The 19,654-nt window shown below is 63.8% G+C and carries 22 protein-coding genes; 8 read left to right on the top strand and 14 right to left on the bottom strand.

Going from position 1 to position 19,654, the window contains the following annotated elements:
- Positions 1–40 precede the first annotated feature (40 nt).
- Positions 41–820, bottom strand: coding sequence for a transporter substrate-binding domain-containing protein (locus C0V82_RS09760; RefSeq protein WP_158659842.1), 780 nt, complete (start codon positions 818–820; stop codon positions 41–43).
- Positions 821–900: 80 nt separating this feature from the next.
- Here C0V82_RS09760 and C0V82_RS09765 point away from each other — a divergent pair, with 80 nt between their 5' ends.
- Positions 901–1,845 carry a MurR/RpiR family transcriptional regulator gene (locus C0V82_RS09765; RefSeq protein WP_102112173.1) on the top strand — a complete coding sequence of 315 codons (945 nt, stop codon included), beginning with the start codon at positions 901–903 and terminating at the stop codon, positions 1,843–1,845.
- Between the two features lie 60 nt (positions 1,846–1,905).
- Here C0V82_RS09765 and C0V82_RS09770 read toward each other — a convergent pair whose 3' ends face one another.
- The gene (locus C0V82_RS09770; protein ID WP_102112174.1) at positions 1,906–2,310 is read right to left on the bottom strand and encodes a tautomerase family protein; all 405 of its coding nucleotides are present in this window, start codon (positions 2,308–2,310) and stop codon (positions 1,906–1,908) included.
- Positions 2,311–2,405: 95 nt separating this feature from the next.
- On the opposite strand from C0V82_RS09770, the gene C0V82_RS09775 reads away from it, so the two are divergent.
- Both C0V82_RS09775 and htpG read left to right on the top strand, forming a co-directional pair.
- On the top strand, positions 2,406–3,248 hold the full coding sequence (locus C0V82_RS09775) for a LysR family transcriptional regulator (protein WP_199772392.1): 843 nt from the start codon (positions 2,406–2,408) through the stop codon (positions 3,246–3,248).
- Positions 3,249–3,343: 95 nt separating this feature from the next.
- Entirely contained in the window at positions 3,344–5,224 is a 1,881-nt protein-coding gene (gene htpG / locus C0V82_RS09780; protein WP_102112175.1) for a molecular chaperone HtpG, read from the top strand.
- A 7-nt stretch (positions 5,225–5,231) separates the two neighbouring features.
- Here the strand turns inward: htpG and C0V82_RS09785 are convergent, their stop codons facing one another.
- On the bottom strand, positions 5,232–5,792 hold the full coding sequence (locus tag C0V82_RS09785; protein WP_102112176.1) for an invasion associated locus B family protein: 561 nt from the start codon (positions 5,790–5,792) through the stop codon (positions 5,232–5,234).
- Between the two features lie 74 nt (positions 5,793–5,866).
- The gene (locus C0V82_RS09790; protein ID WP_102112177.1) at positions 5,867–6,466 is read right to left on the bottom strand and encodes a LysE/ArgO family amino acid transporter; all 600 of its coding nucleotides are present in this window, start codon (positions 6,464–6,466) and stop codon (positions 5,867–5,869) included.
- 96 nt (positions 6,467–6,562) lie between these two features.
- Here C0V82_RS09790 and C0V82_RS09795 point away from each other — a divergent pair, with 96 nt between their 5' ends.
- Positions 6,563–7,441 carry a LysR family transcriptional regulator ArgP gene (locus C0V82_RS09795; protein ID WP_102112178.1) on the top strand — a complete coding sequence of 293 codons (879 nt, stop codon included), beginning with the start codon at positions 6,563–6,565 and terminating at the stop codon, positions 7,439–7,441.
- Between the two features lie 206 nt (positions 7,442–7,647).
- The gene (locus tag C0V82_RS09800) at positions 7,648–8,199 is read left to right on the top strand and encodes a DUF2087 domain-containing protein (protein ID WP_102112179.1); all 552 of its coding nucleotides are present in this window, start codon (positions 7,648–7,650) and stop codon (positions 8,197–8,199) included.
- 55 nt (positions 8,200–8,254) lie between these two features.
- On the opposite strand, the gene leuC is transcribed toward C0V82_RS09800, so the two are convergent.
- On the bottom strand, positions 8,255–9,664 hold the full coding sequence (leuC, locus tag C0V82_RS09805) for a 3-isopropylmalate dehydratase large subunit (RefSeq protein ID WP_102112180.1): 1,410 nt from the start codon (positions 9,662–9,664) through the stop codon (positions 8,255–8,257).
- Between the two features lie 299 nt (positions 9,665–9,963).
- Between leuC and C0V82_RS09810 the strand changes: the two genes are divergently transcribed.
- The gene (locus C0V82_RS09810) at positions 9,964–11,196 is read left to right on the top strand and encodes a GGDEF domain-containing protein (protein ID WP_102112181.1); all 1,233 of its coding nucleotides are present in this window, start codon (positions 9,964–9,966) and stop codon (positions 11,194–11,196) included.
- Here C0V82_RS09810 and C0V82_RS09815 read toward each other — a convergent pair.
- From C0V82_RS09815 to coaBC, 9 genes are all read right to left on the bottom strand, one after another.
- Positions 11,096–11,440 carry an RNA-binding S4 domain-containing protein gene (locus tag C0V82_RS09815; RefSeq protein ID WP_102112182.1) on the bottom strand — a complete coding sequence of 115 codons (345 nt, stop codon included), beginning with the start codon at positions 11,438–11,440 and terminating at the stop codon, positions 11,096–11,098. The genes C0V82_RS09810 and C0V82_RS09815 overlap by 101 nt on opposite strands.
- A 7-nt stretch (positions 11,441–11,447) precedes the next feature.
- Positions 11,448–12,458: an alpha/beta hydrolase gene (locus C0V82_RS09820; RefSeq protein ID WP_102112183.1), complete on the bottom strand. Its 1,011-nt coding sequence runs from the start codon at positions 12,456–12,458 to the stop codon at positions 11,448–11,450.
- 59 nt (positions 12,459–12,517) lie between these two features.
- Entirely contained in the window at positions 12,518–13,093 is a 576-nt protein-coding gene (locus C0V82_RS09825; RefSeq protein WP_102112184.1) for an NUDIX hydrolase, read from the bottom strand.
- A gap of 47 nt (positions 13,094–13,140) precedes the next feature.
- Entirely contained in the window at positions 13,141–13,287 is a 147-nt protein-coding gene (locus tag C0V82_RS09830; protein WP_102112185.1) for an entericidin A/B family lipoprotein, read from the bottom strand.
- A gap of 73 nt (positions 13,288–13,360) precedes the next feature.
- On the bottom strand, positions 13,361–13,909 hold the full coding sequence (locus C0V82_RS09835; RefSeq protein WP_102112186.1) for a nucleotidyltransferase family protein: 549 nt from the start codon (positions 13,907–13,909) through the stop codon (positions 13,361–13,363).
- 72 nt (positions 13,910–13,981) lie between these two features.
- Complete coding sequence (cysK, locus tag C0V82_RS09840; protein ID WP_102112187.1) at positions 13,982–14,944, bottom strand: cysteine synthase A; 963 nt, start codon at positions 14,942–14,944, stop codon at positions 13,982–13,984.
- A gap of 194 nt (positions 14,945–15,138) precedes the next feature.
- Positions 15,139–15,594: an RrF2 family transcriptional regulator gene (locus C0V82_RS09845; RefSeq protein ID WP_054166884.1), complete on the bottom strand. Its 456-nt coding sequence runs from the start codon at positions 15,592–15,594 to the stop codon at positions 15,139–15,141.
- Between the two features lie 11 nt (positions 15,595–15,605).
- The gene (gene dut, locus C0V82_RS09850) at positions 15,606–16,061 is read right to left on the bottom strand and encodes a dUTP diphosphatase (protein WP_102112188.1); all 456 of its coding nucleotides are present in this window, start codon (positions 16,059–16,061) and stop codon (positions 15,606–15,608) included.
- A 2-nt stretch (positions 16,062–16,063) separates the two neighbouring features.
- The gene (gene coaBC, locus C0V82_RS09855; protein ID WP_199772393.1) at positions 16,064–17,311 is read right to left on the bottom strand and encodes a bifunctional phosphopantothenoylcysteine decarboxylase/phosphopantothenate--cysteine ligase CoaBC; all 1,248 of its coding nucleotides are present in this window, start codon (positions 17,309–17,311) and stop codon (positions 16,064–16,066) included.
- 480 nt (positions 17,312–17,791) lie between these two features.
- Here coaBC and petA point away from each other — a divergent pair, with 480 nt between their 5' ends.
- Together petA and C0V82_RS09865 are read left to right on the top strand one after the other, a co-directional pair.
- A complete protein-coding gene (gene petA, locus C0V82_RS09860) occupies positions 17,792–18,337 on the top strand; it encodes a ubiquinol-cytochrome c reductase iron-sulfur subunit (protein WP_102112189.1) in 546 nt (181 codons plus the stop codon).
- Positions 18,338–18,364: 27 nt separating this feature from the next.
- A complete protein-coding gene (locus tag C0V82_RS09865; protein ID WP_102112190.1) occupies positions 18,365–19,645 on the top strand; it encodes a cytochrome b in 1,281 nt (426 codons plus the stop codon).
- The last annotated feature ends 9 nt before the right edge of the window (positions 19,646–19,654 follow it).

Genomic DNA, 19,654 nt, shown 5'->3' on the forward strand with positions numbered 1-19,654 from the left:
AAGGCGGGAACGGATCAGGGCGGGTTGGCCGCCCTATTCCTCAAGAGTTCCCGCCCGAGACATCGAAGGTGAAGTAGCGTTGGGCGATCTGCTGATAGCGGCCATCGGCCTTGATGGCTTTCAGGGCGGCGTTGATCCGGTCGCGCAAGGGCGTATCGCCCTTGCGCACGGCGATGCCGACATCACTGTCGCCCTTCAGGCGCAGCGGCTCGCCTACGGTGGCAAACCCCGCGCCCTCCGGCCGCTTCAGGAACAAACCCTCCGCGATCACCGATGAACCGAGTGCGATATCCCCGCGCCCCGCGCGCAGTTCCAGGTAGACATCCGTCTCCTTGGCGACCAGCAGCAGGCGGCTGTTGGGGTATTTTTCCTTGGCATGTTTGGCGCGCGGGCTGTTACGCAGGACGATAATCGTCTTGCCCTTCAGCGCGTCGGGCGTAGGCTCCGTAAAGGCGCCCTGCTTGGCGACCCAGCGGGAGGGGACATCATAATAGACGTCGGAGAAATCGACGATTTTCGCCCGGTCGGCGGTGATCGTCATGGAGGCGACGATCATGTCGAACTTACGGGTGTTCAGCGCCGGGATCATCCCGTCCCATTCCTGCTGCACCAGGGTGCAATCGACCTTCATTTCCGCGCACAGCGCGTTGGCGATGTCGATATCAAAGCCAGACAGTTTCCCGTCCGGACCAATCACCGAAAAGGGCGGATAATTGCCTTCCACCCCCACCCGCATGCGGGCGTTCTGCGCATCAGCAGGTGCGGTCAGAAGCAACAGACTTGCGGCGAACCCCGCCGTCAGGGACATAAGACGCATCATGGCAACTGGCTTCCGGCACGTTTCGCAATGATCGGCTCGATGGAATGGACAATGACACGTTATTTTCATAAGATCAATCTATGAAAAAATCCTCTCAGGCTGATTTTCACGCCCCGGGCCAGGGCGACGTGCAAAGCCAATCCGCCCCCTCTACGGAGGTGGCGTTTGCCGATACCGACCTGGGCCGACGGCTGCTGGCGGTGATGGCGGATGGGACGGCGTCGAACCGGACGATTGCGGAGCATCTGCTGCGCAATCCTGTCCGGATCACGGCGTGGAGCATCGAGGATCTGGCCGGTGCCATCGGCGTGTCGAACGCCACCTTGAGCCGGTTTGCACGTGCCGTTGGCTATGCTGGCTATCCCGACCTGCGAGCGGGCATGGCGGAGACGTTGCAGACGGTGCTGCGACCCGTTGAAAAGCTGCGCAGCAGTTTCGATCGTGCCGACCCGACCCAGGCCGCCATCAATGAGGGGCTGGAGGCGACGCTGTCGCACCTGTCACGGGTGGCCGATCAATTGGCAGGGGGGACGCAGCTATCGGAACTGGTCACCCGGCTGAACGCGGCGCGCACCATCTATGTTATGGGTTTCGGCCTGTCGGCCCATGTCGCAGGGCTGCTGACCCTAGGGTTGCAGCCCTTCTGCGCCAATCTGGTCAATGTCGTGGAGTTTGGGGGCACGGAGGTCGCAGCGGGCCGATTGATGAATCTGGGCGAGGGTGATGTCCTGATCGCCATCGCCTTCCCCCGCTATGCCCAAGCGGCACTGCACCTGACGAGTTTCGCCAAGTCGCGCAAGGCGCATGTGGTTGCCATTACTGACAGTCCCGTGTCGCCACTGGCGCAACGGGCGGACACCATCCTACTGGCCGAAAGTACGCATCCCGTCCTGTCCAGCAGCATGGCGGCGGCGGTGCTGATGGCAGAAACGCTGGTCACTGCCATGATGCTGTCCAACCGGGACAATGTCGCCCGCGCAGAAAGCCTGACCGACGCAATATCCAGCTATCTGCATAATCCGTAGAAGGGCGGCAGGGCGGGGCGAGATCGTCGCCCCGCCCTGCCGCTTCAGCAAAACGCACTGTCAGCCCGGATATGCTGCCGCCCAGCGGCCATTCTGCGTCCGGCCACCATATCCATAGGCATCGCCATTGGCTTCGTGGACATAGACGTAGCATTCTTCGTGAAGCGGCCCCAGAAGGTCCGCCATTCCCTGATAAGCTGCCTTCACAAACGCCGTCGTTTCCGCCTTGGTGTTGGTGCCCGCCGTCACCTTGATATCCAGCCAGAAGGCCGACAGCCCTTCATCGGTCGGCCGATTGCCGGCGATGAACCAGCCACCGGGGTCCGCCGGCTCCACCAGCACCGCCGTCACGCCGGGATCCTTGCCCAGCTTTTCTGCCCCAAGCCGGGCAGCCAATCCAGCAATCTGAGCGCGCAGTTCGGGGCGTGGGTCGGGCGTTACATAGCGGACAATGATCATCGGCATCACACATCTCCTGTTGGGGTTGGATGCCCATTTCTGCCCTTTTGGAATTCATTCGTGAACGCTATGATACTTGATCATTAACATAGTGATTTCATATGATGCTTGACCTGGAATCCGTCCGCCTGTTCGCCCTTGTCGCGGAATATGGCAACCTCACCCGCGCCGCAGAGGCGGCAGGCACGGTACAGCCCGTTGTCAGCCAGCGCATCAAATCGTTGGAGGCGACCCTTGGCAGACGGCTTCTGGATCGCAGTCCCCGCCTTGTCCGCCTGACCGAGGCGGGAACAGCCTTTCTTGATCATGCGCGAAACTTGCTGGCGGCGCACGAGGCGGCGATTGCCGCTGTCGATATTGTGCCCTCACACATCACAATCGGGATCAGCGACCATGCTCTGGGTACACATCTCGATCTGGTGCTGAAGCGACTGCGGATGGCATTGCCGCCGCATGCGACTATGGCGGTTAATCTGGGCCAGTCGGCGGATATCCGGGATCGGTTTGAGAGCGGCCAGATTGATCTGGCCATTATCCGGCGGGAGCATGGAACGGAAGGGGGTGAGGTGCTGGGCAGCGATGCGTTGCAATGGCGCGTCCCGTCTGGTTGGTCGTGGTCCGATGGCCCCCTGCCGCTGGTGCTTCTGCCCTCTCCCTGTTCCGTCCGAGCGGTGGCAATCCGGGTCCTTGATCAGGCTGGCATTCCATGGCGGGAGACGTTCACCGGCGGAAGTTGTCTGGCGCTGGCGGCGGCGGTGCGTGCCGGCCTCGGTGTGGCCCCGCTGGGCGATAGTATCGGCGGCGATCTGGCCATGGTCCCGGCATCCGCAGGATTGCCGACACTGCCCGCGTCACAGATCGTCATGCTGGCGCGCACGCCCAATCCTGCGACATCCGCTGCTGCGCGCGCGCTGGCGGCCAGTGTGCATGATCTGCTGGCCTGAAACCCCGCTTGCGCTCCGCCGCTGCCTGCCCCATATCCAGCAACGGCTTTATGGCCACCCTCATTGGATGTAAATCGCAGAGCAAGGTGAGAGAGATGAGCGAGGAACGGCTCAGTTTCCAGGCCGAGGTCAGCCGCCTGCTGGATATCGTGGCGCATAGCCTCTACTCGGAGAAGGAAGTCTTCCTGCGGGAACTGATCTCCAACGCGTCGGACGCGTGCGACCGGCTGCGCTATGCGGCGCTGACCGATGGGTCGCTGCTGGGGGATGACCGCGACTTCAAAATCCGCATCGTCGCCGATAAGGATGCCAAGACGCTGACCCTGATCGACAATGGCATCGGCATGAACCGCCAGGACCTTGTCGACAATCTGGGCACCATCGCCCGGTCGGGCACGTCGGCATTCGTCAAGAACCTGTCGGGCGACAGCAAGAAAGATGTCAGCCTGATCGGCCAGTTCGGCGTCGGCTTCTATTCCGCCTTCATGGTGGCGGAAAAGGTCGAGGTGTTCAGCCGCAAGGCGGGTGAGGCCACCGGTTGGCGCTGGGTCAGCGACGGCCAGGGAAGCTTTACTGTCGCCGAGGATGAGGCCGCCCCTGCGCGCGGCACCCGCATCGTCATGCATATCCGCGAGGCGGAGACGGAGTTCCTGGAGGAGCATCGCCTGCGCCACGTCATCAAGACCTATTCCGACCATATTGCCGTACCCATCCTATTGGGTGCTGAGACGACCGACAGCGTGAATGCGGCGAATGCGCTGTGGACGCGCTCCAAGTCAGAGATTACGGAAGAGCAGTACAAGGAATTCTATCACCATGTCGGCCACGCCTTTGATGAGCCGTGGTTGACCCTGCATTGGCGTGCCGAGGGCGTGATTGAATATACGGGCCTGCTGTTCGTGCCACAGCAGCGGCCCTTTGACCTGTTCGATCCGCGCCGCGCCCATCATGTGAAGCTGTATGTCCGCCGCGTGTTCATCACGGACGAGGCGGAAGGGCTGGTCCCGCCGTACCTGCGCTTCCTGAAGGGAGTGGTGGACAGCGAAGACCTGCCGCTGAATGTCAGCCGCGAGATGTTGCAGAACAACCCGGTGCTGACCAAGCTGAAGGCCGGGATCGTGAAGCGCGTGCTGGGCGACCTGAACAAGAAAGCCGCCGACCCGGAACAGGCCGCTGACTATGCCCGCTTCTGGGACGCGTTCGGGGCCGTGCTGAAGGAAGGACTGTATGAGGATTACGCCCACCGCGACGACCTGCTGAAGCTGCTGCGCTTCCGCACGACGGAAAGCAAGGGCGAGCTGGTCAGCTTGGCCACCTACATCTCCCGTATGAAGGAAGGCCAGGACGCCATCTATTACATCACGGGCGATGAGAAATCGGCCGTGGAGAAGAGCCCGCAGGTGGAAGGCTTCCGTGCCAAGGGCGTGGAGGTGCTGCTGCTGACCGATCCGGTGGATGAATTCTGGGTTGGGTCGGTGCGCGAGACCGATGGCAAGCCGTTCAAGTCCGTGACACGCGGCGGGGCCGACCTGTCTAAGATCAAGGGCGAGGAGAAGCCAGAGGACGAAAAGAAGGACAAGGCGTCGGATGGCGACCTGTCCGCCCTGACCGCCCTTTTGAAGTTGACGCTGGGCGAGGAGGTCAAGGATGTCCGCCGGTCGGAGCGCCTGACCGACAGTGCCGTCTGTCTGGTGGCCGATGATGGCGACATGGATATCCACCTGCAGCGACTGCTGAAGCAGCATGGGCAGTTGGGGGCCGATGCCGCGTCCAAGCGGGTGCTGGAGATCAACCCCGGCCACCCGCTGATCCGCCGTCTGGCGGAGAAGGCCACGCAGGACGGGGCGGCAAGCTCGCTGGAGGATGCGGCCTGGCTGCTGCTGGATCAGGCGCGTATCCTGGAGGGTGAGACCCTGCCCGACCCGCTGTCCTTTGCCCGCCGCATGGCGGCGTTTGTGGAGAAGGGGCTGGGGTAAGGTCCCATTACTGCGGCGGCGGTTCCACCTGTGGGGGCGCCGCCGCCCGTTCGGCACAGGCATCGCCGATGGCCTGATAGGCGCCGCCGCTGCCCGCCAGACTGAACGTGTCGGTGGTGCGGCTGCCGCGCAGGCTGGTGCCGCGCACCACCAGGGTCGATCCCTGGCGCAGCGCCTGGGCGATAGCGTGGTCCGTATCGGCCTCGCGCGCCCAGGCCTGCTCATCCTTGCTGAACAGTTTGAAGCTCTGCTTGCCGACCTGCACCTGTACCTCGGCATGTTCGGCGAACGGATATCCCGCGATGAAATTCACTACATCATAGGTCCGCTCGGCGGGCCGGTGGGTGATCATCAGAAAGACATCACCACGCTTGGTGAAATCGCCTTCCATCTTCTTGGGCCGCGACACCATCCAGCAGACGGGGCCCGACGGTTCCTCCAGCATGAAGGCATTCCAGTCGCGGAAAATCCCGATCAGTCGGGGCTCCGCCGACATGGCCGGCAGGGCCAGCAGCAGGGTGAGCGCCAACGAGAAAAGCGTCAGGATCTGCCGTGCCGGTTGCTGCATGGGCCTGCGGTATGGTTGAGGGACCGGACTTCCCCTTTACCGGAATTGGCGCCGCAAACGAAGGGCGAAATGTTTCACGCCAACAACTTGACTGCCAATCCCCCCATCACCAGGGCAATCACCCCGTCCAGCACCCGCCATGCCGCTGGCCTGGCAAATAATGGCCGCAGCAGGCGCGCACCGAAGCCGAGGGCGATAAAGAAACTGAACGACGCCACCACGGCCCCCAGGCCGAACCAAGCCTTCATTTCCCCAAAGCGGCTGGCCACCGATCCGATCAGGACGACCGTATCCAGATAGACATGCGGGTTAAGCCAGGTCAGGGCCAGACAGGTGGCGAGCGTGGCCGCCCGCCCCACCCCCTTCCCCGCAGCCGGGTTCAGTCCCGCCTTCGCCGTTAATGCCGACCACAGCGCCCGTAACGCATAGGCAAACAGAAAGGCCGCCCCCGCATAGCGCAGGACGGGAAGCAGCCCCGGCCAGCGTTCCACCAGCCAGCCCAGGCCCGCCACCCCGGCGGCGATCAGCACCGCATCCGACAGCGCACAGGTCAGCACGACGGGCAGTACATGCTGCCCCCGCAATCCCTGACGCAGGACAAAGGCATTCTGCGCCCCGATGGCGATGATCAGGCTGAGCCCCAGCAGATAGCCAGACAGGATGGCGTTGAACATGGGGGAACTCCCGTGGTGTGACGGGAACGGACCTATCATCCGACGATAATTAAGCGTAGTTAATGTTTCTTACTCTGATTAAGCGTTGCTGATTCCATGCTGGACTATGCCCTGCTTTCCGCCCTGGCCGCAGTGGTGCGGGCAGGCAGTTTTGAACGTGCCGCACAGCAGTTGCACGTCACCCCGTCCGCTGTGTCGCAGCGGGTAAAGCTGCTGGAGGAACGGATGGGGGCGGTGCTGGTGGTACGCGGCAGCCCCTGTACAGCCACCCCGGCAGGGGCCCGGCTGTGCCAGCACGCCGAACAGGTCGCATTGCTGGAAAGCGAGCTGCCGGCCTCCCTTCCCGGTCTGGCGCAGGAGGGGCCCCGCCCGGTTCTGCGCATCGCGGTCAATGCCGACAGTCTGGCCACCTGGTTTGTGGCGGCCATGGCGGATATGCCCGACTGCCTGTTCGATCTGGTCCTGGATGATCAGGATCACAGCGCCGACTGGCTGCGCCGGGGAGAGGTGCTGGCCGCCGTGACGGCGGGCGGCGGGGCCGTCCCTGGCTGTGACAGCGTCACCTTGGGTGCCCTGCCCTATGTCGCTACGGCCAGCCCTTCGTTCATGCGGCGTCATTTCCCCGATGGGGTGACGGCAGAGGCGCTGACCCAGGCGCCGTGCCTGACCTTTAACGCCAAGGACCGGTTGCAGGCACAATGGCTGCGCCGGGTGGGGATGGAGGAGGCGGTGCCCACCCACTGGCTGCCCTCGTCGCAGGCCTTCATCGATGCGGCCCTGGCAGGGGTCGGCTGGGGCATGAACCCGCTTCCGCTGGCGGCAGCACATCTGGCGACGGGCCGGCTGGTGGAAGTACTGCCGGACCACGGGCTGAACGTGCCCCTGTTCTGGCAGCGCAGCCGCATGCCCAGCGCCACCCTGTCCCGCCTGACCAAGGCTGTGCAGCGGGCGGCGGCTTGTGTCCTCGTCCCTTAATGGATGGCCCTGCACACCCGTTCCATGTTAATGCTGTGCTTGGTCGGCAGTTCACCCAGGCGTCGCCAGCCCTTCACGGGCCGCTAAACCTGCCTTCTCACTGATTATCGACCGTCACACCCACAAGGCGTGCCGCGTCGGCAAGATGGCGACCACCGACGGTTCCAATAAGGATCAAGGCGTGCCGTGAAACGGGATGTTGACCCATGTCGAAGCAGGAATTGCCCTTTCAGGTCGCCGATATCGGCGCCTTGGCCAAATCACTGAAATCACAACTGGAAGCGCATGAGGGCCGGGCCGGCCATGTGCAGCTTCTGAACATGCTGGCGCGCGGCGCCGGCTATCGCAATTTCCAGCATTACCGGGCGCAGGCAGCAGCGCTTGACCAGTTGGAAAACCCGGCACCCGCCGCCCCGACGGTGGCGGTTGATCACGCCCGCGTGCGCCGGCTGATGCGGCATTTCGATGATGCCGGACAGTTGATACGCTGGCCCAACAAGTTCAACGAGCAGGCCACCTGCCTGTGGGTGATCTGGTCGCGCCTGCCGCCACGCGACAGCATGACGGAACAGCAGATCAGCCGGAAACTGAATGAGATGCACAGTTTCCGCGACTTCGCCCTGCTGCGCCGTGAATTGGTGGAACAGGGGCTGGTCAGCCGCACCCCCGATTGCCGCGATTACCGCCGCATCGAACGAGGGCCGCCGCCCGACGCCCTGGCGCTGATCCGGTATCTGGCACAGCGTAAACCGCAATAAACAAGAAGGGGCGCCCCACCGGGGACGCCCCTTTTCACTGCAACCTTGCCCAGGCTCAGCCCAGGGTGCGCACGTCGGTCAGGTGACCCTTGATGGCGGCGGCGGCGGCCATGGCAGGGCTGACCAGATGGGTGCGGCCACCGGGGCCCTGGCGGCTTTCGAAATTGCGGTTCGACGTGCTGGCGCAGCGTTCGCCGGGCTTCAGCTTGTCGTCATTCATGGCCAGGCACATGGAACAACCAGGCTCACGCCAGTCAAAACCGGCCTCAGTGAAGATTGTGTGCAGGCCTTCTTCCTCAGCCTGCTTCTTCACCAGACCGGAACCGGGGACGACCATGGCATAGACGCCATCGGCCACCTTGCGGCCCTTGGCCACGTCGGCGGCGGCGCGCAGATCCTCGATCCGGCTGTTGGTGCAGGAACCGATGAACACCTTCTGAACGGGCACCTGCGACAGCGGCGTGCCCGGCGTCAGGCCCATATAGGCCAGCGAACGTTCGACGGCCTTGGCCTTGTGCGGGTCCTTGAAATCAGCGGGGCTGGGCACGTTGGCGGTGATCGGGGCCACGTCCTCTGGGCTGGTGCCCCAGGTGACCAGTGGTACGATGTCGGCGGCGTTCAGTTCCACGACCTTGTCATAGACTGCACCCTCATCGCTGGGCAGCGACTTCCAATATTCGACCGCGCGGTCGAAATCGGCACCCTGCGGCGCGCGATTGCGGCCGCGCAGATAGTCGAACGTCTTCTCATCAGGGGCGATCAGACCGGCGCGGGCACCGGCCTCGATGGCCATGTTGCAGACCGTCATGCGGCCTTCCATGGACAGGTCGCGGAAGGCCTTGCCCGCATATTCGATGACATAGCCGGTGCCGCCAGCGGTGCCCAGCTTGCCGATCACGGCCAGCGTCAGGTCCTTCGCGGTGACACCCGGGGGCAGGTCGCCATCGACCTTCACCAGCATGTTCTTCGACTTCTTGATCAGCAGGGTCTGCGTGGCCAGCACATGTTCCACGTCCGAGGTGCCAATGCCGAAAGCCAGCGCGCCAAAGGCGCCATGCGTGGCGGTATGGCTGTCACCGCAGACGATGGTCATGCCCGGCTGGGTCACACCCTGTTCCGGCCCCACCACGTGCACGATACCCTGGCGGATATCGCTCATGTCGAAATATTCAACGCCGAATTCCTTGGCGTTGATGGCCAGTTGCTCCACCTGGATGCGGCTTTCCTCGTTCTTGATACCGGCCAGACGGTCCTTGCTGGTCGGCACATTATGGTCGGCCACGGCCAGGGTCTTCTTGGGCTGACGCAACTGGCGCCCCGCGATGCGCAGACCTTCAAAGGCCTGCGGGCTCGTCACCTCATGCACCAGATGCAGATCGATATACAGCACGGCGGTGCCGTCTTCCTGACGGTGGACGGTGTGGCTGTCGAAGATCTTGTCATAGAGGGTGCGGGCCATGGTCACTCACCTGGGGGTCAAGGATCGAACCGCAAAGACGGGGGTGGCTTTACGGTCACATTGTTACGTGGTGGCGGAGCATAGCGGCACGCCCCGACCACGGCAAGCGGGTGCCGCCCATTCGCCGGGCGCCTGCATGCAACGCAGCGTTCAAGGGGGCGCATGATTGGTAGGATTTGTACCAGTCTGACAGGCACAGAGAGTGCGCGCTCCATCCTTAAGGATTAACCTATCGGGAAGACATACAGGGGTCGTCATGTTATGAGACGGGCGGCGAGAATTTTCTCCGCCAGACGGAAAGCCTGATGTTCCCGCTGGATATTGTCACCATTCTGGTGCTGTACAAATCTTCGCTGATCGCGGGCGCACTGGCTTTTATGCACATGCGCAGGCAATCACATCGACAATCGGGCCTGCGCACCCTGATCATTGGTTTTGGACTGCTGATCGTCGGCTCCACCCTGGCAGGCTGGGGGGCGGCGGGCCAGATGGCGCTTGAGTTCTGGACCCTGACCAGCCTGATTTTCGGCACCCTGGGCTATGGCCTGATCTATCTGGGTATCCATTCGCTGAGCCGGCAGCGGCGGGCCCGGCAGGGATGGCTGATCCTGGTGCCGCCGGCCCTGTTCGTCTTGGCAGCCCTGGTCACAGGCTTTCACACCGATGACCGTATCCGGTCCTGCCTGTTCCATCTGCAGGCCGGCCTGTTCCTGGCGGTTGCCGCCTGGCCGGTCTGGCGTGACCGGCGGCATGACCCGCTGCCATCCCGTCTGCCGCTGGCCGTCGTGCTGGCGGCGTGCGCACTGGTGTTCGGCGTGGGGTCATGGGCGATCCTGGCAAGGCCGGACTATGTCGACTGGATCGCCCATGGTTTCGCGCTTCAGATATTGGGGAATTTCGGCATCGCCGTCCTGGTCTGCGGCTTTGCCACGGACCGGGCCGAACGCAGCCTGCGGCAAGCGGCAGAGATCGACAGCCTGACCGATATCGGCAACCGCCGCTGGCTGGAGGCAAGGATGCCCCCCATCATCCAGGCCGGCGACGCGCTGATCGTGCTAGACTTGGACCATTTCAAGCAGGTGAATGACCGTTACGGCCATGCCGCCGGTGATGCAACCCTTGCTGCCACCGCTAGCACCCTGCGTCAGGCGTTACGCGCACAGGACCTGTCGGCCCGCATGGGGGGAGAAGAATTCCTGCTGTTCCTACCGGGTGTGAAAGATCAGGCCCGCGCCGTCGCCGAACGTCTGCGCCTGCGTATTGAGGCGCAGACGGCCCTGCATCAGGATTATGCCATCACCGTCACCGCCAGCCTTGGCATCGCGGTCGCCCCGTCCGACGGCATGGGCTGGGAACAGCTTTATCAGGCCGCCGACGGCGCGCTGTACGAGGCCAAACGGCAGGGCCGCAACCGGGTGGTCGACCACGCCGACCTGACTACCCCCGCGGCAGCCGCGCCTCTGGCGTCGGCGGGTCCAGGTCTTCATACAGGGCCTGTGCCTCCGGTGCCGGCCCCCGACGCGCGGCCAGGGCCTTGACCTTGATCACCCGGACATAGGCGCCCAAGGGAAAGGTCAGGACGTCACCCACCTTCACCACCTGGCTGGCCTTGGACACGGGCGTACCGCCGATACGCAGGCTGCCCGACGTCGCCAGTTTGGCCGCCTGGCTGCGGGTCTTCAAAAAACGCGCGTACCAGAGCCATTTATCCAGACGCAGCCGGCCCTTGGCCATTTCGGCGGCATCGGCGGGATCAAGGGCGGTGATGTCCTGGTCGGCCATGCGCGCCTCACCCGTTCAATGCGCGGACCAGGAAGGGCAGGCTTTCATCCATCCGGTAATCGACCGACGAATGGTCGTCGGGGAATTCCTCATACCGGTGTTTGATGCCCAACGCTTCCAGACGGCGATGCAGGCGGCGGGCGCCGTGGACCAGATTATACTGGTCGCGGTCGCCGCAATCGATGAACAGACCCTTCAGACCGCGCAGAGACTCGGCGTGTTGTTCCACCATGCGCACGGGGTCCCAGGCCAGCCAGTTGGCCCAACGCTCCTCAATCACTTCGCAAGTATCCGGTGTGACAGGCAGGCGGATACCCAGGAACTGTGACGGGTCGGGATCATAGGTGGCGGCCATGCACAGGATCATCAGGACGTGGGTATCCTTGCCATCCACCTTGCGCGCCGTCTCGAACGCGTTCATGAACCGCTCAATGGAGCCGCCATGGCGGGACAGGGAGCGCAGCACACCCGGCATATCGGGCAGGTAGCACAGCTCAAACCCCATATCCCCGGAATGGCAGGCGGAGGCGGCCCAGATATCGGGCCGCAGAAAGGCGTGCGCCATGGAGCCATAGCCACCGCTGCTTTTCCCGAAGATGGCCCGTCGACCGGTCCCGCCACAGCCGAACCGACCTTCGACAAAGGGCACCATCTCGTCACACAGGAAATCCATCCAGCGGCCCAGGGCGGCAGAATTGATATATTGGTTGCCACCCAGGCGGGTGAAACAGTCGGGGAAGGCCACGACCGCCGGGGCCATGGCCCCGCTGTCGATCAGCCGGTCCAGCCGTTCAGGCAGATTTTCCCCGAAATTCTTCCAGTTGGTGTGGGCGGGACCGCCCGCCGTATAGCCGACAATATCGACCAGCAGTGGCAGGTCGCGCCCATCATGACCCGCCGGCACATAGACATGAACCGCGCGCGACGGATTGTCGCCCATCAGATTGCCGCGCAGCACCTGGCTTTCCAGCGTCAGGCGGTGGATGGTGCCCTGGGCGGCGGTCTGGGAACGGCGCATTCTGTCTCTGTCCGGCTGTTGGTCGCTTCTGCTGCGACTGTGCCCGGACAGGGCGGCGGTTACAAGCCCTCCACCGGTGGTGGCGGATTGGTACCGGGCGCGAAGCCTGACTGGCCCGCCTTCTCCCGCCATTCATGCAGGGCCCAGACGACACTTGGAAAGGCCAGTTCGTCCCAGGGAATGTCCTTCCAAGCGAACATGCCGACCTCCAGGCTTTCCGGTCCCGCCGCGATGGCGGGATCGGAAAGTCGGGCGCGGTAGATCATCTGAACCTGGGAAATGCGGGGGATGTTGTAAACGGCGAGCAGGGCGTCGATTGCGATACAGGCGCCCGCCTCCTCCATCGCCTCCCGCGCCGCGCCGTGCTCCGTCGTCTCGTTCAGTTCCATATAGCCGGCGGGCAGGGTCCAGAACCCTTTGCGCGGCTGGATGGCGCGGCGGCAGAGCAGGAAACGGCCGGCATCGTCGGTCACCACGGCGCCGACAACGATCTTTGGGTTCTCATAGGCGATATAGGAACAATCTGGACAGACCAGCCGTTCCCGATCCTCCCCCGGTGGCACCATGCGTACGCGCGGGCCGTTGGTGGGCGGCGGCGGGGACAGGCGGGCGGGGTCGGCGGGGGGCGTGTTCATGGATCAACCATGCCGCCAAAGTCCCCGCCGGAGCAAGACGCACCAAATTAATTCTTGGCATCCTGGGCCGTATTCTCAATGGCCTTGCCGCCCGACTTCACGTCCTTGCCCACACCTTCAACCGTGTTGCAGGCCGACAGGGCGAAGGCGGAAAGCAGCAGGGGGATCGCCAGGGTCAGGGTACGCTTCTTCATGATGTCCTCTCACATCGAAACCGGCATTCAGCCGGCGATGCGTGGGTAACAACCGAAGGAGGCGTTTGTTCCATCACCCTCGTTCAACCAGCCAGGGCCAGCGGGCACGGTAGCTGTCGACCTTGATCCGGTACTGGGTCGGATTGTCGGTGCGCGGATTGGGGGACAGGATACCGGCCGCCAACTCGTCCAACCCATAGGGTGCCACCACCTCACCCGCCGCCGACAGACCGACACAGGTGCAGCGGACCAGGAAGCCCGCGATGCCGTCGCGGCTGCTCTCTAGGGCGGGGATCACCTTCCCGAATCGCTGCGGATACCAGAGATGGACGCGCGCCTGATTGCGCAGCTCCACCTCCACGCCCAGATCGGCAAACAGGCTGGCTGCCCGCAGGATGGCCGTATCTTCGGCCTCCCAGCTGGTGTCCGGGTCGTAATAGAACAGGTCGTAATCCTTCACGCCCCAACCGGGGGCGCGCCCGTCGTGGGCATTCCACACGGCCTGATATAGGCACCCCGCCACCAGATAGGCCTGTTCCAACCCCAGGGCGGGCAACCTTTCCAGGATGGTGGCGTTGAGGGGGTTGGCAAGCGCCAAGGCGCGGAACGTGTCAGGGGTCATGAAACCGATGGTCCAGAAACGACATCGCCCCGACCGTTTAGCCGGGGCGACAGCGATTCTATCTGGAAAAGCTTACTCCAGCCCCTCGAACAGGGCCGTGGACAGGTAGCGCTCGGCGAAGCTGGGCAGGACGACGACGATCAGCTTGCCCTTGTTCTCGGCCCGCGCCCCCACCTCGAATGCCGCAGCCAAGGCCGCACCGGACGAAATGCCGACGGCGATGCCTTCGGTCTTGGCAGCGTCACGCGACAGCTCAAACGCGCGAACGTTGGAGATGCGCAGCACCTCGTCGATCAGGTCCTTGTCCAGGATGTCGGGCACGAAGCCAGCCCCAATCCCCTGAATCTTATGCGGGCCGGGCAGACCGCCGGAGAGGACGGGGCTGTCCTCCGGCTCCACCGCCACGACCTTGAAGCCGGGCTTGCGCTCCTTCAGCACCTGGGCCACGCCCGTCAGGGTGCCGCCGGTTCCAACACCGGAAATCAGGATATCGGCCTTGCCCGCCGTGTCGTTCCAAATCTCCTCCGCCGTGGTGGCGCGGTGGATGGCCGGGTTGGCCGGGTTCTTGAACTGTTGCAGGACGTAGGCGCCGGGCGTGCTGGCCAGCAGTTCCTCGGCCTTGGCGATAGCGCCCTTCATACCCTGCGGCGCGGGGGTGAGGACCAGCTCAGCGCCCAGCAGCTTCAGCATCTTGCGCCGCTCAATCGACATGCTCTCCGGCATGGTCAGGATCAGGCGGTAGCCCTTGGCGGCGGCGACGAAAGCCAGCGCGATGCCGGTATTGCCCGAGGTCGGTTCGATCAGGACGGTACGGTCGGGCGAAATCTTGCCCTCGGCCTCCGCCGCCTCGATCAAGGCCTTGCCGATACGGTCCTTCACGCTGGACAGCGGGTTGAAGAATTCCAACTTGGCAACGACATCGGCCACGACGCCATGCTTGGCCGCCAGCCGGTTCAGCCGGACCAGCGGCGTGGCGCCGATCGTGTCCAGAATGCTGTCATAGATCTTGCCACGGAATTCAGGGCTGGCAGACATTTCACATCTCCATTGTGGTATTTATCAGAAATACCGGGTCAATGTTGTGTATATAGGCAGGCGCAGTCGCTGTCAAAGTGCTGATGCCCGCTCGCGATGTCTTATCGCGGGTGGGTTGGCGCGTTGAGCGCCCGCGGCCCAATGGTCGCGTAAGCCAAGGCGGCGGATGCCGCCGCCCAGCGCATGAGCGACTACTAAATGCTGAAATCGAGTTTGGAAGCGGCCTCGCTGGCCACCCCGGCCTGATGGGCGCGCACGCACAGGTCTTCGATGCTGGTCTGTTCCAGGCGCGCCATCACCTCGTCCTGAAGCTCGGCCCAGAGGGGGCGCACCACCTGCCGGCCCAGTTCCGCGCCCACCTCTTCCTCAATCGGATCGGTGGCCTGTTCCAGGGCGCGGACGACGCGCACAATCTCGGCCACCGTGATACGGCGGCGTTCCTTGGCCAGACGATAGCCGCCCTTAGGCCCGCGCACACCCGCCAGGACACCGGCCCGTACCAGGGCCTGTAACACCTGCTCAAGGTAGCGTTTGGGGATGCCCTGGCGCTGCGTAATCTCCGCCGACTGCACCGGCGCGGAACCGGCATTATAGGCGATGTCCAGCACCGTCTCGATGGCGAACATCAGTTTCTTGGATATGCGCAGCATCCCCGTTCCCCTCAGCCCTTGGTGCCGGTTGATCCAAAACCGCCGGCCCCGCGCGCGGTTTCGTCAAGATTGTCTACTTCCGTCCAGACGGCCCGTTCATGCCGGGCGATCACCATCTGTGCGATGCGGGTGCCGCGCTCCACGGTAAAGGGCTGGTCGCCATGATTAATGACGATCACGCCGATCTCCCCCCGGTAATCGGCATCAATGGTGCCGGGGCTGTTAACCAGGCTGATACCGTTCTTAAGGGCCAGACCGGAACGCGGCCGGATCTGCGCCTCAAACCCTGCCGGCAGGGCGATGGCGATGCCCGTCGGGATCAGCTTGCGCTGACCCGATTCCAGGGTCACCGGCTCCGCAACGGCGGCCAGCAGGTCCATGCCGGCGGACAGGGCCGTAGCATACGCCGGCAGGGCCAGATCGGCGCCATGCGGCAGGCGGCGGATGGAAATGCTGATATCCGACATTCTTATTTCTTTCCGTTTACGAAATGATTGCTGATGGCGGCCGCCAGACGGCTTGCCACCTCGGTCTTGGCCAGGTTTTCCCAGGCTTCCTCTGTGCCGTCGGCGCGGATGACATGCACGGAATTGCGGTCGCCGCCGAAGGTGCCGGTGGCGGGTGAGACATCGTTTGCCACGATCCAGTCGCAGCCCTTGCGCAGCCGCTTGGCGCGGGCATAGGCCACGACATCATTCGTTTCGGCAGCGAAACCAACCACCAGTTCCGGGCGGTATGGTCCGGTGGTCGACAGGGTGGCCAGGATGTCGGGATTCTCGGTCAGGGTCAGGGCCGGCGGTCCGCCGCCATCCCGCTTCTTCAGCTTCTGGCCCGCCGCCTCCACCCGCCAGTCGGCGACGGCGGCGGCGGCGACAAAGATGTCAGCGGGAAGTGCGGCACGGCAGGCGGTCAGCATCTCCGACGCCGTCTCCACCGCCACCACATTCACCCCCGCCGGGTCAGGCAGGCGCACAGGGCCACTGACCAGCGTCACGCGCGCGCCCAGCGCGGCCAGCGCCGCCGCAACCGCGTGGCCCTGCTTCCCGCTGGACCGGTTGGCGATGTAGCGCACGGGATCGATGGGTTCATGGGTGGGCCCGCTGGTGACTAGGGCATGGCGGCCGACCAGCGGCTTCGGCGCTGCCTGTGCGGCGAACCAGCCGGCCAGATGGTCGGCAATGGATAGCGGTTCCACCATGCGGCCCGGCCCATATTCACCGCAGGCCATGGCCCCGTCATCCGGGCCGATGATGCCGACACCACGCGCGGCCAGCAGGGCCAGATTGGCCTGGGTGGCCGGATGCTCATACATCCGCACATTCATGGCCGGCGCCACCAGCACCGGCTTGTCGGTGGCCAGCAGCACCGTAGTCGCCAGGTCATCAGCCAAACCATGGGCCATGCGGGCCAGGATATTGGCAGTGGCCGGGGCCACCAGCACCACATCCGCCGACCGCGAGAGCTGGATATGACCCATGGCCGATTCGTCGGTCAGGGACCAGAGATCCTGATAGACTGTGTCCTCCGAAACCGCCTGCAGGGTCAACGGCGTCACGAACTGCGCCCCGCCATCGGTCAGCACCACGCGCACAGACGCCCCGCGTTCACGCAGACGGCGCACAAGGTCAGGTGTCTTGAACGCGGCAATCCCCCCCGCAACGATCAGCAGGACGCGGCGGCCGGCGAGTGATTGCACAGGCGATTGCGCGGTGGACAAGGGCGATATCCCTTCGGCATCCCATTGGCCTTTGGGGCCAGATAGATTGTTTACCGGTAAATCAACACATTCTGCCGCCAGAATGCACGGCAGTCACGCTGTGAAATCAGGGATATTCCCAAACCGGGACGGATGCAAGCGCGCCGCCATGCGCAGGCGCGAGGGGATCGATGCCCCGGACGCCGGACAGCGCGACAGATTGTCCAGAAGCATGCGCTTCCCAACCGTTGGCGGGCCATGTATATCGAACATCCGCGACCAGGGGTGCCTCTGGCCGCTCCGTTCGTGCTGGCCTTTCCCGCCTGTCGCCTCTTCCCTGCCACGCCGCATCCCCCGATGCGCGTTGTGCCGCAGTAGATGGGGGTGGAAAGACCTTCGGACAAGCCCAATTCAGCCCGGGTTCCCGGGTCCATATCGTTGTTTCAGTAAAAGGCGTCGGCCCGACGGGGGCCGCGTCCATTCGCCGAGGAGATGAGAGGTATGGCGGACACCATGCATGCGGGCGACGGCCAGACCCGCCGCGACTTCATCTATCTGGCTGGCGCCGCCATGGGCGGTGTTGGTGCCGCTGCTGCTTTGTGGCCCTTCATCCACAGCCTGAACCCGGCCGCCGACACGTTGGCCCTGGCGACCATTGAGGTCGATCTGGCCCCGATCCAGCCGGGTCAGGCCATCAAGGCCATGTGGCGCGGCAAGCCGGTTTTCATCCGTAACCGCACCCAGGAAGAGATTGATGCCGCCCGCGCCGTTCCTACGGCCGAGCTGATCGATCCGCAGCCGGATCAGGCCCGTGTCAAGGAAGGCAAGGACAACTGGCTGGTGCTGGTCGGCGTCTGCACCCATTTGGGTTGCATTCCGCTGGGCACCTCCTCGGGCGAATCGAAGGGTGATTTTGGCGGGTGGTTCTGCCCCTGCCACGGGTCGCACTACGACACGTCCGGCCGTATCCGTAAGGGCCCCGCGCCCTTGAACCTGCACGTGCCGGAATACGCGTTCCTGACCGACACCCGCGTCAAGATCGGCTAAAAGACAGATCCAGTCAGGGAGTGCCAGATGGCTCACGCCCCACAGTCCAATTTCGAGAACCCGGTGGTGAACTGGATCGACCAGCGCCTGCCGATCTTCACGATGATGAACAAGGAGTACGGGTCCTTCCCGACTCCGCGTAACTTCAATTATTTCTGGAACTTCGGCGCGCTCGCCATGTTCGTGCTGGTGACGATGATCGTCTCTGGCATCTTCCTGGCGATGCACTACACCAACAACACGTTGTATGCTTTCGACAGCGTCGAACGCATCATGCGCGACGTGAATTGGGGCTGGATGATCCGGTACATCCACGCCAACGGCGCGTCGATGTTCTTTATCGTCGTCTATATCCACATCTTCCGCGGTATCTATTACGGTTCCTACAAGGCGCCGCGCGAACTGATCTGGATCTTCGGCGTCGTCATCCTGCTGCTGATGATGGGCACGGCCTTTATGGGCTACGTGCTGCCCTGGGGTCAGATGTCGTTCTGGGGCGCCACCGTGATCACAAACTTGTTCTCGGCCATCCCGGTGGTGGGTGAGAGCATTGTGACCCTGCTCTGGGGTGGTTTCTCGGTCGATAACCCGACCCTGAACCGCTTCTTCGCGCTGCATTACCTGCTGCCGTTCGTGCTGCTGGCCGTCGTGGTCCTGCACGTCGCCGCCCTGCACATCACCGGGTCGAACAACCCGCTGGGTGTGGAGCCCAAGGGTCCGCAGGATACGCTGCCGTTCCACCCCTACTACACCACGAAGGACATTTTCGGCCTGACGGTCTTCCTGATCTTCTTCGCCTCCTTCGTGTTCTTCGCGCCGAACCTGCTGGGCCATCCGGATAACTACATTCCGGCCGATCCGCTGGTGACCCCGGCACATATTGTTCCGGAATGGTACTTCCTGCCGTTCTACGCGATCCTGCGCTCCATCACCTTCTCCATCGGTCTGCCGTTTACCGACGTCGTGCTGATCCCGGCGAAGCTGGGCGGCGTGCTGGCCATGTTCGGCTCCATCGCGATCCTGTTCGTCCTGCCCTGGCTGGACAGCTCGCCGGTTCGTTCGGCCCGTTTCCGTCCGATCTTCCGCTGGTGGGTGCTGCTGTGCCTTGTGCCGGCCTTCATCATGCTGGGTTATGCTGGCGGCAAGCCCGCTGAGCAGCCCTACGTGCTAATCGGCCAGTTGGGCACGGTTATGTACTTCGCCTTCTTCCTGCTCCTGCCGATCATCGGCCGGATCGAGAAGCCGCTGCCGCTGCCGGCCAGCATCGCCAACCCGGTTCTCGGCGGCAACGCCGCCACCGCCAAGTGATGGGAGAAG

Origin of the sequence: Niveispirillum cyanobacteriorum (assembly GCF_002868735.1) — a bacterium.
Lineage (GTDB): Bacteria > Pseudomonadota > Alphaproteobacteria > Azospirillales > Azospirillaceae > Niveispirillum > Niveispirillum cyanobacteriorum.